The 18,260-nt window shown below is 30.9% G+C and carries 13 protein-coding genes; 11 read left to right on the top strand and 2 right to left on the bottom strand.

What is annotated here, in order from left to right; all coding sequences use genetic code 11:
• The first annotated feature begins 40 nt into the window (after nt 1-40).
• The 3 genes from ACYPV9_RS12500 to ACYPV9_RS12490 all read left to right on the top strand — a co-directional run bounded on the left by ACYPV9_RS12500 (nt 41) and on the right by ACYPV9_RS12490 (nt 6,537).
• Nucleotides 41-967, top strand: a complete 927-nt coding sequence (locus ACYPV9_RS12500) for a PfkB family carbohydrate kinase (RefSeq protein WP_299063376.1) — start codon at nt 41-43, stop codon at nt 965-967.
• Nucleotides 968-1,050: 83 nt separating this feature from the next.
• Nucleotides 1,051-2,949 carry an amidophosphoribosyltransferase gene (locus ACYPV9_RS12495; protein WP_459744197.1) on the top strand — a complete coding sequence of 633 codons (1,899 nt, stop codon included), beginning with the start codon at nt 1,051-1,053 and terminating at the stop codon, nt 2,947-2,949.
• A gap of 126 nt (nt 2,950-3,075) precedes the next feature.
• Nucleotides 3,076-6,537 (top strand): T9SS type A sorting domain-containing protein, encoded by a 3,462-nt coding sequence (locus ACYPV9_RS12490; RefSeq protein WP_459744195.1) that lies wholly within the window; start codon nt 3,076-3,078, stop codon nt 6,535-6,537.
• 74 nt (nt 6,538-6,611) lie between these two features.
• Here ACYPV9_RS12490 and ACYPV9_RS12485 read toward each other — a convergent pair whose 3' ends face one another.
• On the bottom strand, nt 6,612-7,220 hold the full coding sequence (locus ACYPV9_RS12485; RefSeq protein ID WP_299063384.1) for a superoxide dismutase: 609 nt from the start codon (nt 7,218-7,220) through the stop codon (nt 6,612-6,614).
• 109 nt (nt 7,221-7,329) lie between these two features.
• Nucleotides 7,330-8,340, bottom strand: a complete 1,011-nt coding sequence (gene fbp / locus ACYPV9_RS12480) for a class 1 fructose-bisphosphatase (protein WP_459744191.1) — start codon at nt 8,338-8,340, stop codon at nt 7,330-7,332.
• Nucleotides 8,341-8,551: 211 nt separating this feature from the next.
• Between fbp and ACYPV9_RS12475 the strand changes: the two genes are divergently transcribed.
• From ACYPV9_RS12475 to dnaG, 8 genes are all read left to right on the top strand, one after another.
• Nucleotides 8,552-9,031, top strand: coding sequence for an N-acetyltransferase family protein (locus tag ACYPV9_RS12475; RefSeq protein ID WP_459744188.1), 480 nt, complete (start codon nt 8,552-8,554; stop codon nt 9,029-9,031).
• Nucleotides 9,032-9,033: 2 nt separating this feature from the next.
• Complete coding sequence (locus tag ACYPV9_RS12470; protein ID WP_459744185.1) at nt 9,034-10,287, top strand: aspartate kinase; 1,254 nt, start codon at nt 9,034-9,036, stop codon at nt 10,285-10,287.
• Between the two features lie 53 nt (nt 10,288-10,340).
• On the top strand, nt 10,341-12,155 hold the full coding sequence (locus tag ACYPV9_RS12465) for a GNAT family N-acyltransferase (protein ID WP_459744182.1): 1,815 nt from the start codon (nt 10,341-10,343) through the stop codon (nt 12,153-12,155).
• Nucleotides 12,156-12,233: 78 nt separating this feature from the next.
• Nucleotides 12,234-12,584, top strand: a complete 351-nt coding sequence (locus tag ACYPV9_RS12460; protein WP_299063397.1) for a phage holin family protein — start codon at nt 12,234-12,236, stop codon at nt 12,582-12,584.
• Nucleotides 12,585-12,709: 125 nt separating this feature from the next.
• Nucleotides 12,710-14,032: a trigger factor gene (gene tig / locus ACYPV9_RS12455; protein WP_299063399.1), complete on the top strand. Its 1,323-nt coding sequence runs from the start codon at nt 12,710-12,712 to the stop codon at nt 14,030-14,032.
• A gap of 167 nt (nt 14,033-14,199) precedes the next feature.
• Nucleotides 14,200-14,862: an ATP-dependent Clp endopeptidase proteolytic subunit ClpP gene (gene clpP, locus ACYPV9_RS12450; RefSeq protein WP_077810991.1), complete on the top strand. Its 663-nt coding sequence runs from the start codon at nt 14,200-14,202 to the stop codon at nt 14,860-14,862.
• Nucleotides 14,863-14,905: 43 nt separating this feature from the next.
• Nucleotides 14,906-16,144 carry an ATP-dependent Clp protease ATP-binding subunit ClpX gene (gene clpX / locus ACYPV9_RS12445; RefSeq protein WP_299063403.1) on the top strand — a complete coding sequence of 413 codons (1,239 nt, stop codon included), beginning with the start codon at nt 14,906-14,908 and terminating at the stop codon, nt 16,142-16,144.
• Nucleotides 16,145-16,254: 110 nt separating this feature from the next.
• On the top strand, nt 16,255-18,258 hold the full coding sequence (gene dnaG / locus ACYPV9_RS12440) for a DNA primase (protein ID WP_459744176.1): 2,004 nt from the start codon (nt 16,255-16,257) through the stop codon (nt 18,256-18,258).
• The last annotated feature ends 2 nt before the right edge of the window (nt 18,259-18,260 follow it).

The raw sequence follows: 18,260 nt of genomic DNA, 5'->3' as shown, positions 1-18,260 counted from the left end.
TTTTATTGTAAAAAGCAAAATTACGCATAAATTATAAGAAATGAGTAAATTATTAGCAGTTGGTACAGTAGCTTTTGATGCTATTGAGACACCTTTTGGTAAAACAGATAAGATTTTAGGAGGTTCTGGAACTTTTGTAGGTTTAGCGGCATCTCAATTTGGAGTAGAAACAGGTGTTGTATCTGTTGTAGGAGGAGATTTTCCTGATTCTTATTTACAAATGATGAATTCTAAAGGAATTAATACAGATGGTATAGAAGTAGATAAAGAAGGTAAAACTTTTTTCTGGAGTGGTAAATATCATAACGATATGAATTCTAGAGATACTTTGGTAACAGAATTAAATGTATTAGAAACGTTTACACCAGTTGTGCCAGATTCTTTTAAAGATGCTGGTATTGTAATGTTAGGTAACTTACACCCGCTAACACAAGCATCTGTTTTAGATCAAATGACAGAGAAACCAAAATTAATAGTATTAGATACTATGAATTTTTGGATGGATATTGCTTTAGATGATTTACATACTGTTTTAAAAAGAGTAGATGTAATTACTATTAATGATGAGGAAGCTCGCCAATTATCTGGTGAATACTCATTAGTAAATGCTGCTAAGAAAATCCACGAAATGGGGCCTAAATATGTGGTAATTAAAAAAGGAGAACACGGAGCTTTATTATTTAATGAAGGAAAAATGTTCTTTGCACCTGCGTTACCGTTAGCAGAAGTTTTTGACCCTACTGGTGCCGGAGATACATTTGCAGGAGGTTTCTGTGGATATCTAGCAAAAACAGAAGATATTTCTTTCGAAAACATGAAGAATGCGATAATCTACGGATCTAATTTAGCCTCTTTTTGTGTAGAGAAATTTGGTACAGAACGCATGCAAGAGCTAACAACAGATGAAGTTAAAACACGCTTACAGGCTTTTAAAGAATTAACACAATTTGATATAAAATTATCTTAATGTAAATCCGCGGTTTTGACTGCGGATTTTTTTTTGATATAATTGCAACAATAACAACACAATACAACTAAAAACATTATAAAATGAGTGATGCTATTAAACATGAATGTGGAATTGCACTTGTTAGATTAAAAAAACCATTACAGTTTTACAAAGATAAATACGGTACTGCTTTTTACGGAATTAATAAAATGTATTTATTAATGGAAAAGCAACATAATCGTGGTCAAGATGGTGCAGGTTTTGCAAGTGTAAAATTTAATGTAGAACCCGGTACAAGATATATTAGTAGAGTACGTTCTAACAAATCGCAACCAATACAAGATGTTTTTGGACAAATTAACGATCGCTTAAACGGTGTTTTAGAACAAAACCCAGACAAGAAAGATGATGTAGTGTGGCAAGAAGAAAATATGCCATATATAGGTAACTTATTTTTAGGTCATGTTCGTTATGGTACTTTTGGTAAAAATAGTATCGAAAGCGTGCATCCTTTTTTACGTCAAAGTAACTGGAAACATCAAAACTTAATTGTTGCAGGTAACTTTAATATGACAAATTCTAAACATTTATTAGAAGAGTTAATAGAGTTAGGGCAACATCCAAAAGAATTTACAGATACAGTAACGGTTATGGAGAAAATTGGTCATTTCTTAGAAGATGAAGTGGCTAAGTTGTACCAAAAAGCAAAAAAGAAAGGCTTTAATAAAAAAAATGCTTCACCTTATATTGAAGAAAATTTAAGCATTAAAAAAGTTTTAAAAAGATCTTCTAAAAACTGGGATGGTGGTTATGCTATGGCAGGATTAGTTGGTCATGGTGATGCTTTTGTTTTAAGAGATCCTAATGGAATAAGACCTACATATTTCTTCGAAGATGAAGAAGTAGTAGTTGTAGCATCAGAAAGACCAGTTATTCAAACTGTATTTAACATAGAAATTGATAAAGTACAAGAATTAGAAAGAGGTCATGCATTAATTATTAAGAAAAATGGTAAAACCTCTATTAAACAAGTTTTAGAGCCAAGAGAAAATAAAGCTTGTTCTTTCGAGCGTATCTACTTTTCTAGAGGAAGCGATGCGTCTATTTATGAAGAAAGAAAAAACTTAGGTAAATTAGTGTTTCCTAAAATCTTAAAATCAATAGATAGCGATATTTCTAACACTGTTTTTTCTTATATACCAAATACTGCAGAAACTTCTTTCTACGGAATGACAGAAGCCGCAGAAGATTTACTAAATCAGCAAAAAACAGAAAAGATTTTAGCGGGTGGTACTAAGTTATCTGCAGAAAAAGTAACAGAAATTTTATCTGAAAGAGCACGTTTTGAAAAAATAGCAATTAAAGATGCAAAGTTAAGAACATTTATTGCAGATGATAGTTCTAGAGACGACCTTGTAGAGCACGTGTATGATATTACTTACGGGGTTGTTAAACCTACAGACAATCTTGTAATTATAGACGATAGTATTGTAAGAGGTACAACTTTAAAGAAAAGTATTATTAAAATCTTAGACAGATTAAATCCTAAGAAAATAATAGTAGTTTCTTCTGCACCGCAAATACGTTATCCAGATTGTTATGGTATAGATATGGCAAGAATTGATGCATTTATTGCGTTTAAAGCTGCTGTAGAATTACTAAAAGATTCAAATCAAGAACATATTATAAGCGAAGTTTATAAAAAATCTAAAGGGCAACAAGCTAAATCAGATGAAGAAATTGTAAATTTTGTAAAAGAAATTTATGCACCATTTACAACAGAAGAGATATCAGCAAAAATTGCTCAAATGTTAAAAACAAAAGATGTTAAAGCAGATGTAGAGGTGATTTATCAAACTGTAGAGAATTTACATAAGGCTTGCCCTAATAACTTAGGAGATTGGTATTTTACCGGAGATTATCCTACACCTGGTGGTCATAGGGTTGTAAATGAAGCTTTTATTAATTACTATGAAGGTAATGATAAAAGAGCTTATTAATTGTAAAATCAAAATAAAATCCTTATTTTAGTGATATAAACATTCTCAATATTAAAATTGATGTAAGAAAAATTCCCCCAAGAATTAGCTTATGTAATGTGTTAACAAGTTTAAAAAAATTTAAAGATGTTAAAACAAGCAAAAAGAATAATTTTTATTTTTTATCTTTTTTATGGCGCTGCTCTGAGTGCTCAAACTTCAACTGCAACGTACAGTTTAGGAGATATTCCAACAGGTTTTGAGAATTCTAGTCAATGTGCGCCTTTGTCAGAGTTACAAGTTACTATCCCACCGGGATCTATTGTTACTAGTGTAGATGTTGTTTATCAAATGACAGCACGTGTTCAAGGATGGATGTCAGACCAAAGGTCTAGGTTAATTTATGTTGAAGGTGCTTTAAGTGAGAACAATTATACTGCAGGTGTAGGAGATAGCCCAGGAACATTGTCTTACGCTCGATCGGGTTTAACAATCGCAAATGGCGTAAGTGTATCTGGGGTTTTGACTTTTCAAATGGATGTTCTAAGGGTAATTTGGGAAGGTACAGGAGTTGGCTGTAGTGTTAATGAAAATAAAGTTGATAATAATAGTTGGATAATTACTGTGAATTATACAACTCCGCCTCCTGTAGCAGAAGGGTATTTAGGTCCGGGTGGAGTAGGTAGTATTGATGGTACTTCGAGCCTTGTGTTATGGACAAATCCAGATGATATTTCTGAAAACGACAATGATCCTTTTGCTTCATGGTCAGATTTATCGGGTTATAATTCAACCTTAACTCAAGAAGATGCTAATTTTCAGCCCGTAATTAAGAAAAATATTGTTAACGGTTATGATGCAGTTAGGTTCGAAGAATCTAATAGACGTTTGAGAAAAACAAACTTCACAAACTTTCCAACAACAGCAATTTCAGGATTTTATGTAAATAAAACTGAAAATGCAAATGAAGGAGGTGACGGAGTATTATCTTATGCGTCATCATCTGCTCTTAATAACGATTTTTTACTATTTAATAGTAATAATTTATCTATGTATGTTACTAATCAAGCAAGAGGTTCTGGTTTAAACGTAAGCACTGCTAACTGGAATGTTGTTGGTTATAGATGGCAGACTTCTGGGGGTGCAAATATATCTCTTAACGGAACTGATAGAAATATTAATTTTCCTAGTGGTAGAGTTATAACTCCTGGCGGTTCTTTAGCTTTGGCTGGTGAACAAGATAGTGAAGATGATGGAGCAGGAGGAAATGATGGTGATTATGTAGCTTCACAAGCGCATCAAGGAGACTTTGCTGAGGTAATTATGTATGATAAATATATAAATGAAGCAGAAAGAATTATTGTAAGTAATTATTTGTCGGCAAAATATAATATTACTCTAAATTCAAATAATTTTTATAACGAAGATGACCCAGGAGCGGGTAATTTTGATTATGATGTAGCTGGAATAGGACAAGCATCAGATGGTTCTAACCATACGGATTCTCAAGGAACAGGAGTTGTTAGAATCTATAACCCTAGTAGTTTGGCTAATGATGAGTTTTTGTTTTGGGGTAGAGATAATAAAGATGATATAATATTTGAAACAAATGAAGATAACTACCAGCAAAGAACTTCTACTAAGTGGCGAGTAAGTAAAAGAAACGATGTTGGTAGTGTCAGTTTTATATTAGATTTATCATCCATAGATATTTCTAGTAAAGAAGATTGTGCTGTGCTAAAATTAGTTATAGATAATGATAGTGATTTATTATCGCCTACATCTACTTATGATTTAGCAGACATAGGTGGTGGCTTATATCAAGCTAACAATGTAGTTTTTTCTGATAACGATTATTTTACTGTAGAATACCAAGATTTAATAGTTGTTGATGATATGCAATACTATAATGGTTCTGCCACTACAAATGTGCCAGATTTAACAGATGGTTGTTTTAAATTGTTGGTAAAAAGTACATCTAATGGTTCGCTAACTTTAACTGAAGATGCTATTGTTAGAGAGATTGAGATTGAAAACGGAGGAGTTTTATCTGTTAATTCTGGCGTTTTACTAAAAGTTAAAAATGGTATTTTAAATAACGGAGAACTAAGGTTAGTTGGTAATTCTCAATTAGTACAAACTCATACAACAGGTAATAATTTAAACTCAGGAACCGGTAAGCTTTACGTAGATCAAACTGCAACAAGCTCATCGGTATATCAATCTGGTTATTGGTCTTCGCCAGTAAGTAATTCTGGTACAACACCAGGCACTCCTTTTTCTATAAACGATGTTTTAAAAGATGGTACAAATGTAGCTACGGCTGCAACTCCAACTGTTGGTGAAGCAGCTGATATTAATTTTATATCAGCTTTTGATGGTGATTCCTCATCAGAACCTATAAGTATAAGTTCTAGGTGGTTGGCTAAGTTTGTAAATGCAAACGACTGGACTAGGTTTATAAGTCCTACAGATCCTATTTTTCTTCCAGGAGAAGGATGGAATATGAAAAGCGTTGGTGCTACTTTTACTTTTTCTGGTATACCTAACGATGGAGATTATGCATTTACGTTAGATCAAAATAAATTTAATTTAATAGGTAATCCGTATCCCTCTGCACTAGATGCAGAAGCGTTTATAAATGATAATTCATCAGAATTTAATGGTGTAATTTATATCTATAACGGTTCTTCTGATAATACTCATGTTAGAGGAGATTATTCTGGAACTTATAACACTATTGTTAGTGGTGTAACTGTGGGTGGAGGAAGATATTTACCGATTGGGCAGGCATTTTTTGTGACAAAAGAAACACCTGGTTCTGGTACTTTAGTTTTTAAAAATTCACAAAGAACTTTAAATAATTTATCTGATACTGGTGTAATTGTTGCTAAAACATCATCAAAACAAAAAAGTACAAGAGATTTTTCAACCATAAAGATTGATTTTAAATTTGAGTTATCAGAAAGTGAAGTCCGAACAAGACAAGTAGCAACAGTGTTTAGAGGTTTAACAGATGAGTATGATATTGGTTTTGATGCAGTAATGTGGGGTTTACAACCAACAGATTTGTATTTAAAAGTTAAAGGTTCTGATAGTCCTTATATTATTACTGGTACGTTTAATTTTGACGAATCTTTAGAAATTCCTATGGTAGTTCAGTTAGATCAAGATCGAGAAGTTACTTTTTCTATTAATGAAAAGATAAAAATTAACACACCAGTATATTTGAATGATAGAGTTTTAAATAAATTTTATAATTTAGATGAAGCTCCAAAATCTCTAAATTTAGCATCGGGTATTTATGATGATAGGTTTTTTATCACTTTTACAGATAAAACATTAGGCAGTGCAGGTTTTAAAGAGGATAAATTTTTATTAAGTATTCAAGCCGGAAATAATGGTGAGTTTTTAATTAAAAACACATTTAATTATCAGATAGAAACAGTAAGGTTATTTAATGTTTTGGGAGCTGAAGTTTTTAATCAAGATATAAATAGTAATGAAAGTGAGCTAAACTTTAAATTAAACAAGCTGTCTAAGGCGGTATATATTTTAGTTATTAAGACAGAAAAAGGATTGTTCAATAAAAAGATTATTATTGATTAAAGCTTTTTTTTGTTTCAGCAAAAAAAGCATCCTTTTTAAGGATGCTTTTTTTGCTTAATTAGTAAGATGTAAATTTATTTTGCTGCAGCATATCTACGCTCAACCTCGTTCCAGTTAATTACATTAAAAAATGCATTAATATAATCTGGTCTTCTGTTTTGATAGTTTAAATAGTATGCGTGTTCCCAAACGTCTAATCCTAAAATAGGGGTACCTTCGCAGTTTACACCTGGCATTAATGGATTGTCTTGGTTTGGTGTAGAACAAACTTCTACTTTACCACCTGGTAAAACACATAACCATGCCCATCCAGAACCAAACTGAGTAGCTGCTGCTTTAGAAAAAGCGTCGATAAATGCTTCTTTAGATCCGAAAGCGCTTTCAATAGCGTCTTTTAAATCTCCAGATAAATAACCTCTATCATTTGGGTTCATAACAGTCCAGAACAAAGAGTGATTGTAAAATCCACCACCATTGTTTCTTACAGCACCATTGCTCATATCTAAATTAGTTAGAATATCTTCGATAGATTTTCCTTCTAAATCAGTTCCTTCAATTGCTCCGTTTAATTTTGTTGTATATCCGTTGTGATGTTTTGTATGGTGAATTTCCATAGTTCTAGCATCTATATTAGGTTCTAAAGCATCGTATGCATATCCTAATTCTGGTAATTGAAAAGCCATTTTTTTAAGTTTTAAAGTTCGTATTATTTTAATACTGTAAATTTACTCAATATGATGCAGTTGAACAAAATATTATCCTTTTGTTAACTTATAATAGTATAAATAAGATTTATTCGCCGTATTTCTGCATAAATTCTTCTAATTTTAATACCATGTTTTTACTTCCGCAGATAAAAGGAACTCTTTGATGTAGTTCTGTTGGTTCTACTTCCATGGTTCTTGAGTATCCATCAGAAGCATAACCATTAGCTTGTTCAGCTAAAAAAGCCATAGGATTACACTCGTATAACAAGCGTAATTTTCCATTGGGATTTCTAGAGCCCTTTGGGTACATATAAATTCCACCTTTTATCATATTTCTATGGAAATCTGAGACCAAAGAACCAATATATCTACTTGTGTAAGGTCTTTCTCCTTCTTCTTCTTGACAATATTTAATGTACTTTTTTACACCTTCTGGAAAATCGAAATAATTTCCTTCGTTAACAGAGTAGATGTTTCCGTCTTCTGGGAAAGTCATGTTTGGGTGCGATAAATAAAATGTACCAATAGCAGGGTTTAATGTAAAACCATTTACGCCATCTCCGGTTGTATAAACTAGCATTGTAGAAGTACCATAAACCACATAACCAGCTGCAACTTGCTCAACGCCTTTTTGTAAAAAATCTTCTAATTGAACAGGACTTCCTGTTGGTGTAACTCTTCTGTAAATAGAAAAAATTGTTCCTACAGAAACGTTCACATCAATATTAGAAGAACCATCTAAGGGGTCTATCAGTACAACATATTTATTCTGATTGTTCTCATCAATACTGTTAATAGATATAAAACTATCCTCTTCTTCACTAGCAATACCGCAAACAATATTTCTTCTAGTTAGTGTTTGTATAAATTTATCATTTGCATAAACATCTAACTTTTGTTGGTCTTCACCTTGAATGTTTGTGTCTCCGTGAGCACCAATTATATCTACCAAACCAGCTTTATTTACTTCGTGATTTACAACTTTTGCAGCTAATCTAATTGAGTTTAATAAACTAGATAGTTCGCCAGAACTGTATTTAAAAGCGTGCTGATTTTCAATAATAAATTCTCCTAAAGTCTGTTTTTTTGGTAACATGTTGTTGTGTATAGTTAATGTTACAAAGATGCTAAAATTTAGAGAACTACACCGTTTTCGTAGTGCTTTTTTTTGGTAAAAATCTAACTTGTTTTTTGCGTAATAACTATTTATTATTTTAAAATTTAAACAAATCGAAAATAACTGTGCAAAATATTTAATTATTTTTAAGCGAAAACGAAAGGACTATCTTTGACAAAAAATTAGAAACATGGACTTTAAAATTAGATTAGGACAAGAAAAAGACATGCAAGCTGTACTCGATTTAATTACAGAATTGGCTGTTTTTGAAAAAGAACCAGATGCTGTAGAAATAACAGTAGAAGATTTAGTAAATGATGGTTTTTCTAAAGATCCTAAATTTAAGATTTATGTGGCAGAACAAGAAAATGCCATTATTGGCATTGCGTTGTTTTACGAGCGTTATTCTACCTGGAAAGGAAGAACAATACATTTAGAAGACTTAATTGTAACCAAAAGCAAGCAAAAAATTGGCGCTGGTAAAGCACTTTACAAAGCTGTTTTAAAATATGCTTTTGATAATAATTTTAATAGAGTTGCTTGGGAAGTAATTGATTGGAATAAAAATGCAATCGATTTCTACAAAAGTACAGGTGCTACTTATTTAAACGATTGGTCTGTAGTACAAATGAACAAAGAAAATTTAGCAAAATTTATTCAAAATAATTAGAAATGAAGATTTTTAAATTTGGAGGAGCTTCTGTAAAAGATGCAGCAAGTGTAAAAAATATAACAAGTATTTTACAAAACGAAGGAACAGAAAATACGTTAGTAGTAATTTCTGCAATGGGTAAGATTACAAATGCTTTTGAAGAGGTTATAGAAGCTTACTATAATAAAACAGATAAATTATCTGAAAATTTAGGTGTTATAGAGGATTTTCATAAAAATCTAATGTCTGATTTATTCGACGAAAATGATGCTATTTTTAAAGAAATAGACATTCTATTGGGTGAGTTAAGTTGGTTTTTAGCAAGAAATACATCACAAAGATATAATTATGTTTATGATCAAATTATTTGTTTCGGAGAGCTTTTATCTACTAAAATTGTAAGCGCATATCTAACAAAAGTAGGTATTCAAAATAATTGGTTCGATGTTAGAAACTATATAAAAACAGATAGTAATTATAGAGATGCTAAAGTAGATTGGACTTTAACGCAACAAATTATTACAGAAAAAGTAGATGCAACTAAATTAAATATAACACAAGGTTTTATAGCTGCAAATGATACCGAAAATACAACAACTTTGGGTAGAGAAGGTTCTGATTATACTGCAGGAATTTTTGCTTATTGTTTAAATGCAGAAAATGTAACAATCTGGAAAGATGTACCAGGTGTTTTAAATGCAGACCCTAGAGTTTTTGAAGAAACCACTTTGTTAAAACAAATTTCTTATGAAGAAGCCATAGAAATGGCATTTTATGGTGCATCTGTAATTCATCCAAAAACATTGCAACCTCTAGAAAGAAAAGAAATTCCGTTATTGGTACGTTCTTTTGTAAACCCTAAAGAAGCTGGAACCAGAATTTCTAAAGGATCTAATTTAGAACCATTAATACCATGTTTTATTGTAAAAAAAGATCAAATATTAGTTTCTATTTCTGCGTTAGATTTTTCTTTTATGGTAGAAAATAATATTAGTTATATTTTTAAGAAACTACACGATTATCAATTAAAAGTGAATTTAATACAAAACTCTGCAATCAGTTTTTCTGTTTGTATTGATAATAAATTTAAAGGTTTCGACGCATTTTATAACGACCTTAAAAATGAGTTTAAAATTGATGTTCAAAAAGGTGTAGATTTATTTACTGTGCGTCATTTTGATGAGAAAGCTGTTGCAAGTATAGAAGAAAAAGGAGCTTCTTTGTTAACACAAGTAAACAAAGAGACTATTCAGATTGTTTTAGCAACAAATTAATAAAACAATATCTGTTTTTTTAGTATGTTTGCAGTTCGCTTTAATTATAATTTATGGCATTAGTAACATCTAAAGAAATTGCGCAAGTAATTGGTTTACAAAAGTTTGGCTTTTTAGGGACTTTTATTGGTTGGATTCTGTTAAGAATACTTCGTATTTCTGCTATCAATAAAATCTACGATAAAAATAAAAATAAATCTGATTTAGATTTTTTAAACGGAATTTTAGATGATTGTAATATAAAATTCGAAATTCCGGAAGAGGATTTAAAACGTATACCTAAAGACGGACCGTTTATAACTGTTTCAAATCATCCTTTAGGTGGTATTGATGGTGTATTATTGTTAAAATTATTAATCGAAAAAAGAGCAGATTATAAAATTATCGCTAATTTTTTATTGCATAGAGTAGAGCCGTTAAAGCCTTACGTGATGCCAGTAAATCCTTTTGAAACTAGAAAGGATGCAAAATCTAGTGTTGCCGGAATTAAAAGTGCTTTATTACATTTAAAAGAAGGGAAACCTTTAGGTATTTTTCCTGCAGGGGAAGTTTCTACTTATAAAGATGGTAAGTTAAATGTAGATAAACCTTGGGAAGAAGGCGCTGTTCGATTGATAAAAAAAGCAAACGTACCCGTAATCCCGATTTATTTTCACGCAAAAAATAGTAGATTATTTTATTTTCTCTCTAAAATATCTGATACGTTAAGAACTGCAAAATTACCTTCGGAAGTAATGAATCAAGGTGGTAGAGTTGTTAAGGTTAGAATAGGGAAACCAATATCTGTAAAAGATCAAAATGAGTTTAAAGAAATTCCTGCTTTTTATGAGTTTATAAGGAAGAAAACTTATATGTTGGCGAATCCTTTTGAGAAAGCGCACAAGCTAATTTCTGCTCAGAATATCAAAATTAAAAAACCCGCAAAAAAAATTACAGCACAAAGAAATAGAGGTTTTTTTGTAAAAGAAGTAAATGCAATTAGAGATAATGGCGGTAGATTATTAGAAAGTAAAAATTACGAAGTGTTTTTTGCAAGTGCAAAAGAGGTACCTAATTTATTGCACGAAATTGGTAGATTACGAGAAATTACTTTTAGAGATGTTGGTGAAGGTACAAATAAAGCCATCGACTTAGATAAATACGACAAGTATTATCATCATTTAATTTTATGGGATAGAGAAGCTAATGTTTTGGTTGGTGCCTATAGAATGGGACTTGGTAAAGAGATTTATAAAAAATACGGAATTAACGGTTTTTACGTTCAGACGTTATTTAGAATAGAGCCCGAATTACATCAAATGATGGAAAATACCATCGAAATGGGAAGAGCTTTTATTATTGGCGAATATCAGCAAAAACCAATGCCATTATTTTTGTTGTGGAAAGGAATTGTGCATGTTACATTACGTCATCCAGAATATAAATATTTAATGGGCGGAGTTTCTATCAGTAATCAATTTTCAGATTTTTCTAAATCGTTAATGATAGAGTTTATGAAATCTCATTATTACGATCCGTACATTGCGCAATACATTTATCCGAAGAAAGAATACAAGGTTAAATTAAAAGACGGTGATAAAGATTTTGTTTTTGATGCAACAAAATCTGATATGCAGAAATTTGATAAAATTATAGATGAGATAGAACCTGGTGCTTTAAGAATACCTGTTCTAATTAAAAAGTATGTTAAGCAAAATGCACGTTTGGTTGCTTTTAATGTAGATCCTAAGTTTAATAATGCTGTAGATGGTTTAATGTATATTAAGGTTTCTGATATTCCAGAAAGTACAGTAAAACCTGTAATGGAAGAGTTTCAAGCAGAATTAGAAAGAAAAGCTACAGAATTGCAAAAAAGTAAAAAAGCGTAAGTTTTACTTTTACTGACAAAAATGCAGTCTTTTACATTTGGTATAGTTTTCGCTAATTTGATGATATAAAATCATTAGATGAAAACATTTTTAAAAATTTTATTAACCGCTTTAGCTGTAATAGTGCTTGCGAATATTTTACCAGGAGTAGAAGTTTCTGGTTACGTATCTGCAATAATAGTAGCTGTAGTTATTGCGTTGTTAAATATGGTGGTTAGGCCATTGCTAATTTTCTTTACTTTACCGGCTACACTCGTAACTTTTGGCTTATTTATTTTTGTAATTAACGCCATAATAATTTTACTTGCAGATAAGCTAGTGTCTGGTTTTGCTGTTTCTGGGTTCTTTTCTGCCTTGTTATTCAGTATTTTACTATCCATTTTTAGGTCGGCATTATTTTCTTTATTAAAAGACAACAAAAAAAATTAATACATATTAAGTTAAAGAGGTAATTTTAATTTTTTTCTACTGAAATAGAAGTACTTAAATACTTGTTAAGTAAAAAAAAATAATTAATTTTGCACTCGATTTTTTCAAGATAAAAGAACAAATAAATGAATATTACAAAAGAAAACATAGATGCGTTAAACGCAGTTGTAAAAGTTGATATTGTTGCAGAAGATTATCAAGCAAAAGTAGATAAGATCTTATCAGATTACCGTAAAAAAGCAGATGTTCCTGGTTTTAGAAAAGGACACGTGCCAATGGGTATGATAAAAAAGCAATATGGTCAATCTATTATGGTAGATGAGGTTAACAAGCTTTTACAAGAATCTTTAAATAAATTCTTAACAGAAGAAAAGTTAGATATTTTAGGTAATCCTTTACCAAGAGTACAAGACGATTTCAACTGGGATGCAGAAACTTTTTCTTTTGAATTCGAATTAGGTTTAGCACCAGAATTTGATGTTGATTTAAAATCTAAGAAAAAGATTAATCAATACAACATTGTTGCAACAGAAGAATTGTTAGATGAAGAAGTAAAAAACATTCAGGCTAGATATGGTAAAATGTCTACGCTAGAAGAAGCAACAGAGCACTCTAATGTAACTGGTACTTTTGTAAACGAAGAAAAAGGAATCGAAAAGAAGAGTACTTTTTTAGTAAATGATCTTAAAGGAAAGAAAAACGAAAAGAAAGTTATAGGCGCTAAAGTTGGTGATGTAATCGAACTAGAAACTAAAAAATTATTCGAAGACAACAACAAGTTACAACATATTTTAGGTGTTTCTGCAGATGAAATTAAAGATTTAGATATTAAAGTAACTTTAACTGTAGAAGAAATTACAAAAACAGAACCAGCAGATTTAGACAAAGAATTGTTTGATAAATTGTTTGCAGATGGTAGTGTTTCTTCTGTAACAGAATTAAGAGAAAAAATTAAAGAAGACGCAGAAAAGCAATTCTTACAACAAGCAGACCAACATTTATTAAACTCTGTAATAGAACATTTAATCGAAAATACTAAATTCGATTTACCAGCAGATTTCTTAAAGAAATGGTTAGCAACAGCAGGTGAAAAGCCTTTAACAGCAGAAGAAGCTGCAGCAGAATACGAAAAATCAGAAAAAGGGTTACGTTATCAATTAATCGAAGGTAAGATTATGAAAGATAACGACATCAAATTAGACTATGCAGAATTGGTAGACTATGCTAAAGGATTTATCCGTACGCAAATGGCACAGTTTGGTAACATGAATCCAGAAGAAAAAGAATTGGATGAAATTGCTGGTAGAATTTTACAAAACCAAGAAGAGGCTCAAAAATTACAAACACAATTAATTAGTCAGAAATTGTTAGCTTTTTATAAAGAAAACATGACTTTTAAAACAAAAGAACTTTCTTACGAAGAGTTTGTAAAAGAAGCTTACAAATAGTAGCTTATAATTCTTATGTGTCTTTTAAAAGAGTAACATTAGAATGTAATTATATTTATAAAACCTGAATTATTTATTCAGGTTTTTTTAGCAACTAACGTAAAGCAGAAAAGAGTAAGAAATAGTTCTTATATTTACAGTATTAAACTTAAAACAAAATCACGAAAATGGATTACGGAAAAGAGTTCGAAAAATACGCAACAAAGCATCACGGAATAAGTAGCACAAATTATACAAAAATTACTAGCAGTTTAACTCCATATATTATGGAAGAGCGCCAAATGAATATTACTCAAATGGATGTTTTTTCTCGTTTAATGATGGATAGAATTATCTTTTTAGGAACTGGTATTAATGATCAAGTTGCAAACATTATACAAGCACAACTATTGTTTTTAGAAAGTGTAGATGCTAATAAAGATATTTCAATTTATATAAATTCACCAGGTGGTGGTGTTTATGCAGGTTTAGGTATTTATGATACAATGCAGTTTATTAAACCAGATGTAGCAACAATTTGTACAGGTATGGCAGCTTCTATGGGAGCCGTTTTAATGTGTGCAGGTCAAGAAGGTAAACGTTCTGCGTTGCCACATTCTAGAATTATGATTCATCAACCTTTAGGAGGTGCGCAAGGGCAAGCTTCTGATATCGAAATTACTGCAAGAGAAATTTTAAAATTAAAAGACGAATTGTATGCAATTATTGCAAATCATTCTGGACAAACTATAGAAAAAGTTCATAACGATTCTGATAGAGATTATTGGATGAAAGCTGATGAAGCGAAAGCTTACGGAATGATTGATGAAGTTTTAGCAAGAAAAGTATAATGCATTTCAGCTTATTTTTTAAGCTGAATCAAAAGCAGATATTATGTCGAAAGAAGAAAACTTAGAGTGTTCGTTTTGCGGACGAAAAAAAGCAGAAACAGACTTGTTAATAGCAGGAATGGATGCGCATATATGTGATAAATGTATAGAACAAGCACATGGTATTGTAGAAGAAGAAATTTCTGAAGCAAAAACTAGCGGACTTTCTAAGGATTTAACATTAAAAAAGCCAATAGAAATTAAACAGTTTTTAGATCAATATATTATTGGTCAAGATGAAACAAAGCGTTCTATGTCTGTCGCGGTTTACAACCACTATAAAAGATTATTGCAAACCAAAGACGATGAAGATGAAGTAGAAATAGAAAAATCTAATATAGTATTAGTTGGAGAAACAGGTACAGGTAAAACATTGGTAGCAAAAACAATTGCCAAAATGTTAAATGTGCCATTTTCTATTGTAGATGCAACAGTTTTAACGCAAGCAGGTTATGTTGGTGAAGATGTAGAAAGTATTTTAAGTAGACTTTTACAAGCTGCAGATTACGATGTTGATAAAGCGCAAAGAGGTATTGTTTTTATTGATGAAATAGATAAAATTGCCAGAAAAGGTGATAATCCATCAATAACTAGAGATGTTTCTGGAGAAGGAGTACAACAAGCATTACTTAAATTATTAGAAGGTACAGTTGTAAATGTTGCGCCAAAAGGTGGTAGAAAACATCCTGAGCAAAAATTTATAGAAGTAGATACTAAAGAAATTTTATTTATTGCTGGTGGTGCTTTTTCTGGAATAGAAAGAATAATTAGTAAGCGTTTAAATATGCAAGCTGTAGGTTTTAGTGCTTCTTTAGATGAAGACAAAGTAGACGAAGAAAACTTGTTGCAATACATTATTCCTTCAGACTTAAAATCATTTGGTTTAATACCAGAAATTATTGGTCGTTTACCAGTTTTAAGTTACATGAATCCTTTAGATGCAAAAACGTTAAGAGCAATTTTAACTGAGCCAAAAAATTCTATTATTAAGCAATATTCTAAGCTTTTTACGATGGATGATGTATCTTTTACAATAGAAGAAGATGCTTTAAATTACATTGTAGATAAGGCTGTAGAGTATAAATTAGGTGCTAGAGGGTTACGTTCTTTATGTGAAGCTATCTTTACAGATGCAATGTTTGAGCTACCAAGTTCAGACGATAAAGAATTTAATGTTACAAAAGAGTATGCAGAAGCTAAATTAACAAATACAACATTAAAAAAGTTAAGAGCAGCTTCTTAAAAAATATTATTTTATACTTATGATCTCACAAGTTATTTTAAACTTGTGAGATCTCTTTTTTTATAAGAATAACTTCTTATTATATTTGTTACACTAATTAATTAAAAGAAATGATTTCTAGAAGTACCATAGATCGCGTTTTTGAATCTGCAAGAGTAGAAGAGGTAATTGGTGAGTTTGTTCAGCTAAAAAAATCAGGAAGTAATTTTAAAGGATTAAGTCCGTTTGTAGATGAAAAATCACCATCTTTTATGGTTTCTCCTGTAAAACAAATCTGGAAAGATTTTTCTACTGGTAAAGGAGGAAATGCAATTTCATTTTTAATGGAACATGAGCATTATTCGTATCCAGAAGCTATTAAGTGGCTAGCAAAAAAATACAATATAGAAATTGAAGAAACTGAGCAAACATCAGAAGAAAAAGCTCAGATGAACGAAAGAGAAAGTATGTTTATGGTATCTAACTATGCCAAAGATTACTTTCATGATATCATGTTAAACACAAATAAAGGAAAAGCTATTGGGCTCTCTTATTTTAAAGAAAGAGGTTTTAGAGATGATACTATAAAAACATTTGAACTTGGTTACTGTTTAGACGAGTGGGATGGTTTTACCAAAGCAGCTTTAAAAAAAGGATATGATCTTAAGTATTTAGCCTCTACAGGTTTAACTATTGTTAAAGAAACAAAACAATTCGACAGATTTAAAGGTCGTGTTATGTTTCCTATACACTCTATGTCGGGTAGAATTTTAGGTTTTGGTGGTAGAATTTTAACTGCGGATAAAAAAGCTGCTAAATATTTAAATTCACCAGAAAGCGACATTTATCACAAGAGTAAAATTTTATATGGTCTTTATCAGGCAAAAAAAGAAATTGCAAAACAAGATAATTGTTACTTGGTAGAAGGTTATACAGATGTAATATCATTTCATCAATCTGGTGTAGAAAACGTGGTTGCATCTTCTGGTACAGCATTAACGCCAGATCAAATAAGACTTGTAAATAGACTTACAAAAAATATTACGGTTCTTTTTGACGGTGATGCCGCGGGAATTAGAGCTTCTATAAGAGGTATAGATTTAATTCTAGAACAAGGTATGAACGTAAAAGTAGTACAGTTTCCAGACGGTGAAGACCCAGATAGTTTTGCAAAATCTCATTCTACAACAGAGTTAAAAGCTTATTTAGAAGAGTCTTCTAAAGATTTTATTGAGTTTAAGGTATCATTGTTATTAAAAGAATCTAATAACGATCCTGTTAAAAAGGCAGGTGTAATTCGAGACATTGTAACAAGTATTTCTAAAATACCAGATGGTATTCAACGAGAAGTATACGTACAAGAATGTGCCAGAATTATGGATATTTCTGAGCGTGTGCTTTTTAGTGAGTTGGCACAATTATTAAAAAAAGGAATTCAAGATAGAAATAAGATAAGTAGAAAACAAAGCAATGCTCAGCAAGATCCAAACGAACCACCAGCTGAATATTTTGCAAGTAAAGAAAAAGCCCCTTTGGGCTTAGTTAAAGGTAAAACTGCAGTAGAAAAAATAGATCAACTTTCTATTTTAGAAAAAGAAATTATTAGAATTTTACTTTTATTTGGAAATGAAGAAGCAGAGTTTTTAGAAGAAATTGAGAATGAAGATGAAGAGGGAAGAATAACTGTAACGCAAAGAAAATATAATAACAATGTTTCTGCAGAAATATATTTACATCTACAAGAAGACGAAACAGAGTTTACAAATATTATTTTTCAAGAGATTTATACAGAAATTATTTATCAATTAAATCAGTATGAAAAACTAGAAATAGATGCGTTAGTTAATCATAAAAATTCTGACATATCTTCTACAGTAACATCTATTATTATGGATGAAGAGAAACATCAATTAAGTGATTGGGAAGGTCAAAATATTGAAGTTAAAAGTGCTTTAGATATTTTACCAAAATTGGTAAACGATGCTGTTTTTAATTTAAGACGAGTTTTAATAGGTAAAAAAATAGAAGACTTAATAAAAGAAGGAAGTCAAGATGTTACTATAGATTTAGAGACAATAAAAGGTTATACTGGTCTAAAAATAAGGTTGTTCGAAAAGCTAAATAGGGTTGTTTAAGG

It is taken from the genome of Polaribacter sp. OB-PA-B3 (genome assembly GCF_054589375.1).
The sequence above is the reverse complement of the archived record's forward strand: the minus strand, read 5'-3'. Positions and strand labels throughout refer to the sequence as shown.

Coding starts and splice junctions, on each gene's coding strand:
- ACYPV9_RS12500 (WP_299063376.1), top strand. CDS start 41: ATGAGTAAATTATTAGCAGTTGGTACAGTAGCTTTTGATGCTATTGAG.
- ACYPV9_RS12495 (WP_459744197.1), top strand. CDS start 1,051: ATGAGTGATGCTATTAAACATGAATGTGGAATTGCACTTGTTAGATTA.
- ACYPV9_RS12490 (WP_459744195.1), top strand. CDS start 3,076: ATGTTAAAACAAGCAAAAAGAATAATTTTTATTTTTTATCTTTTTTAT.
- ACYPV9_RS12485 (WP_299063384.1), bottom strand. CDS start 7,220: ATGGCTTTTCAATTACCAGAATTAGGATATGCATACGATGCTTTAGAA.
- fbp (WP_459744191.1), bottom strand. CDS start 8,340: ATGTTACCAAAAAAACAGACTTTAGGAGAATTTATTATTGAAAATCAG.
- ACYPV9_RS12475 (WP_459744188.1), top strand. CDS start 8,552: ATGGACTTTAAAATTAGATTAGGACAAGAAAAAGACATGCAAGCTGTA.
- ACYPV9_RS12470 (WP_459744185.1), top strand. CDS start 9,034: ATGAAGATTTTTAAATTTGGAGGAGCTTCTGTAAAAGATGCAGCAAGT.
- ACYPV9_RS12465 (WP_459744182.1), top strand. CDS start 10,341: ATGGCATTAGTAACATCTAAAGAAATTGCGCAAGTAATTGGTTTACAA.
- ACYPV9_RS12460 (WP_299063397.1), top strand. CDS start 12,234: ATGAAAACATTTTTAAAAATTTTATTAACCGCTTTAGCTGTAATAGTG.
- tig (WP_299063399.1), top strand. CDS start 12,710: ATGAATATTACAAAAGAAAACATAGATGCGTTAAACGCAGTTGTAAAA.
- clpP (WP_077810991.1), top strand. CDS start 14,200: ATGGATTACGGAAAAGAGTTCGAAAAATACGCAACAAAGCATCACGGA.
- clpX (WP_299063403.1), top strand. CDS start 14,906: ATGTCGAAAGAAGAAAACTTAGAGTGTTCGTTTTGCGGACGAAAAAAA.
- dnaG (WP_459744176.1), top strand. CDS start 16,255: ATGATTTCTAGAAGTACCATAGATCGCGTTTTTGAATCTGCAAGAGTA.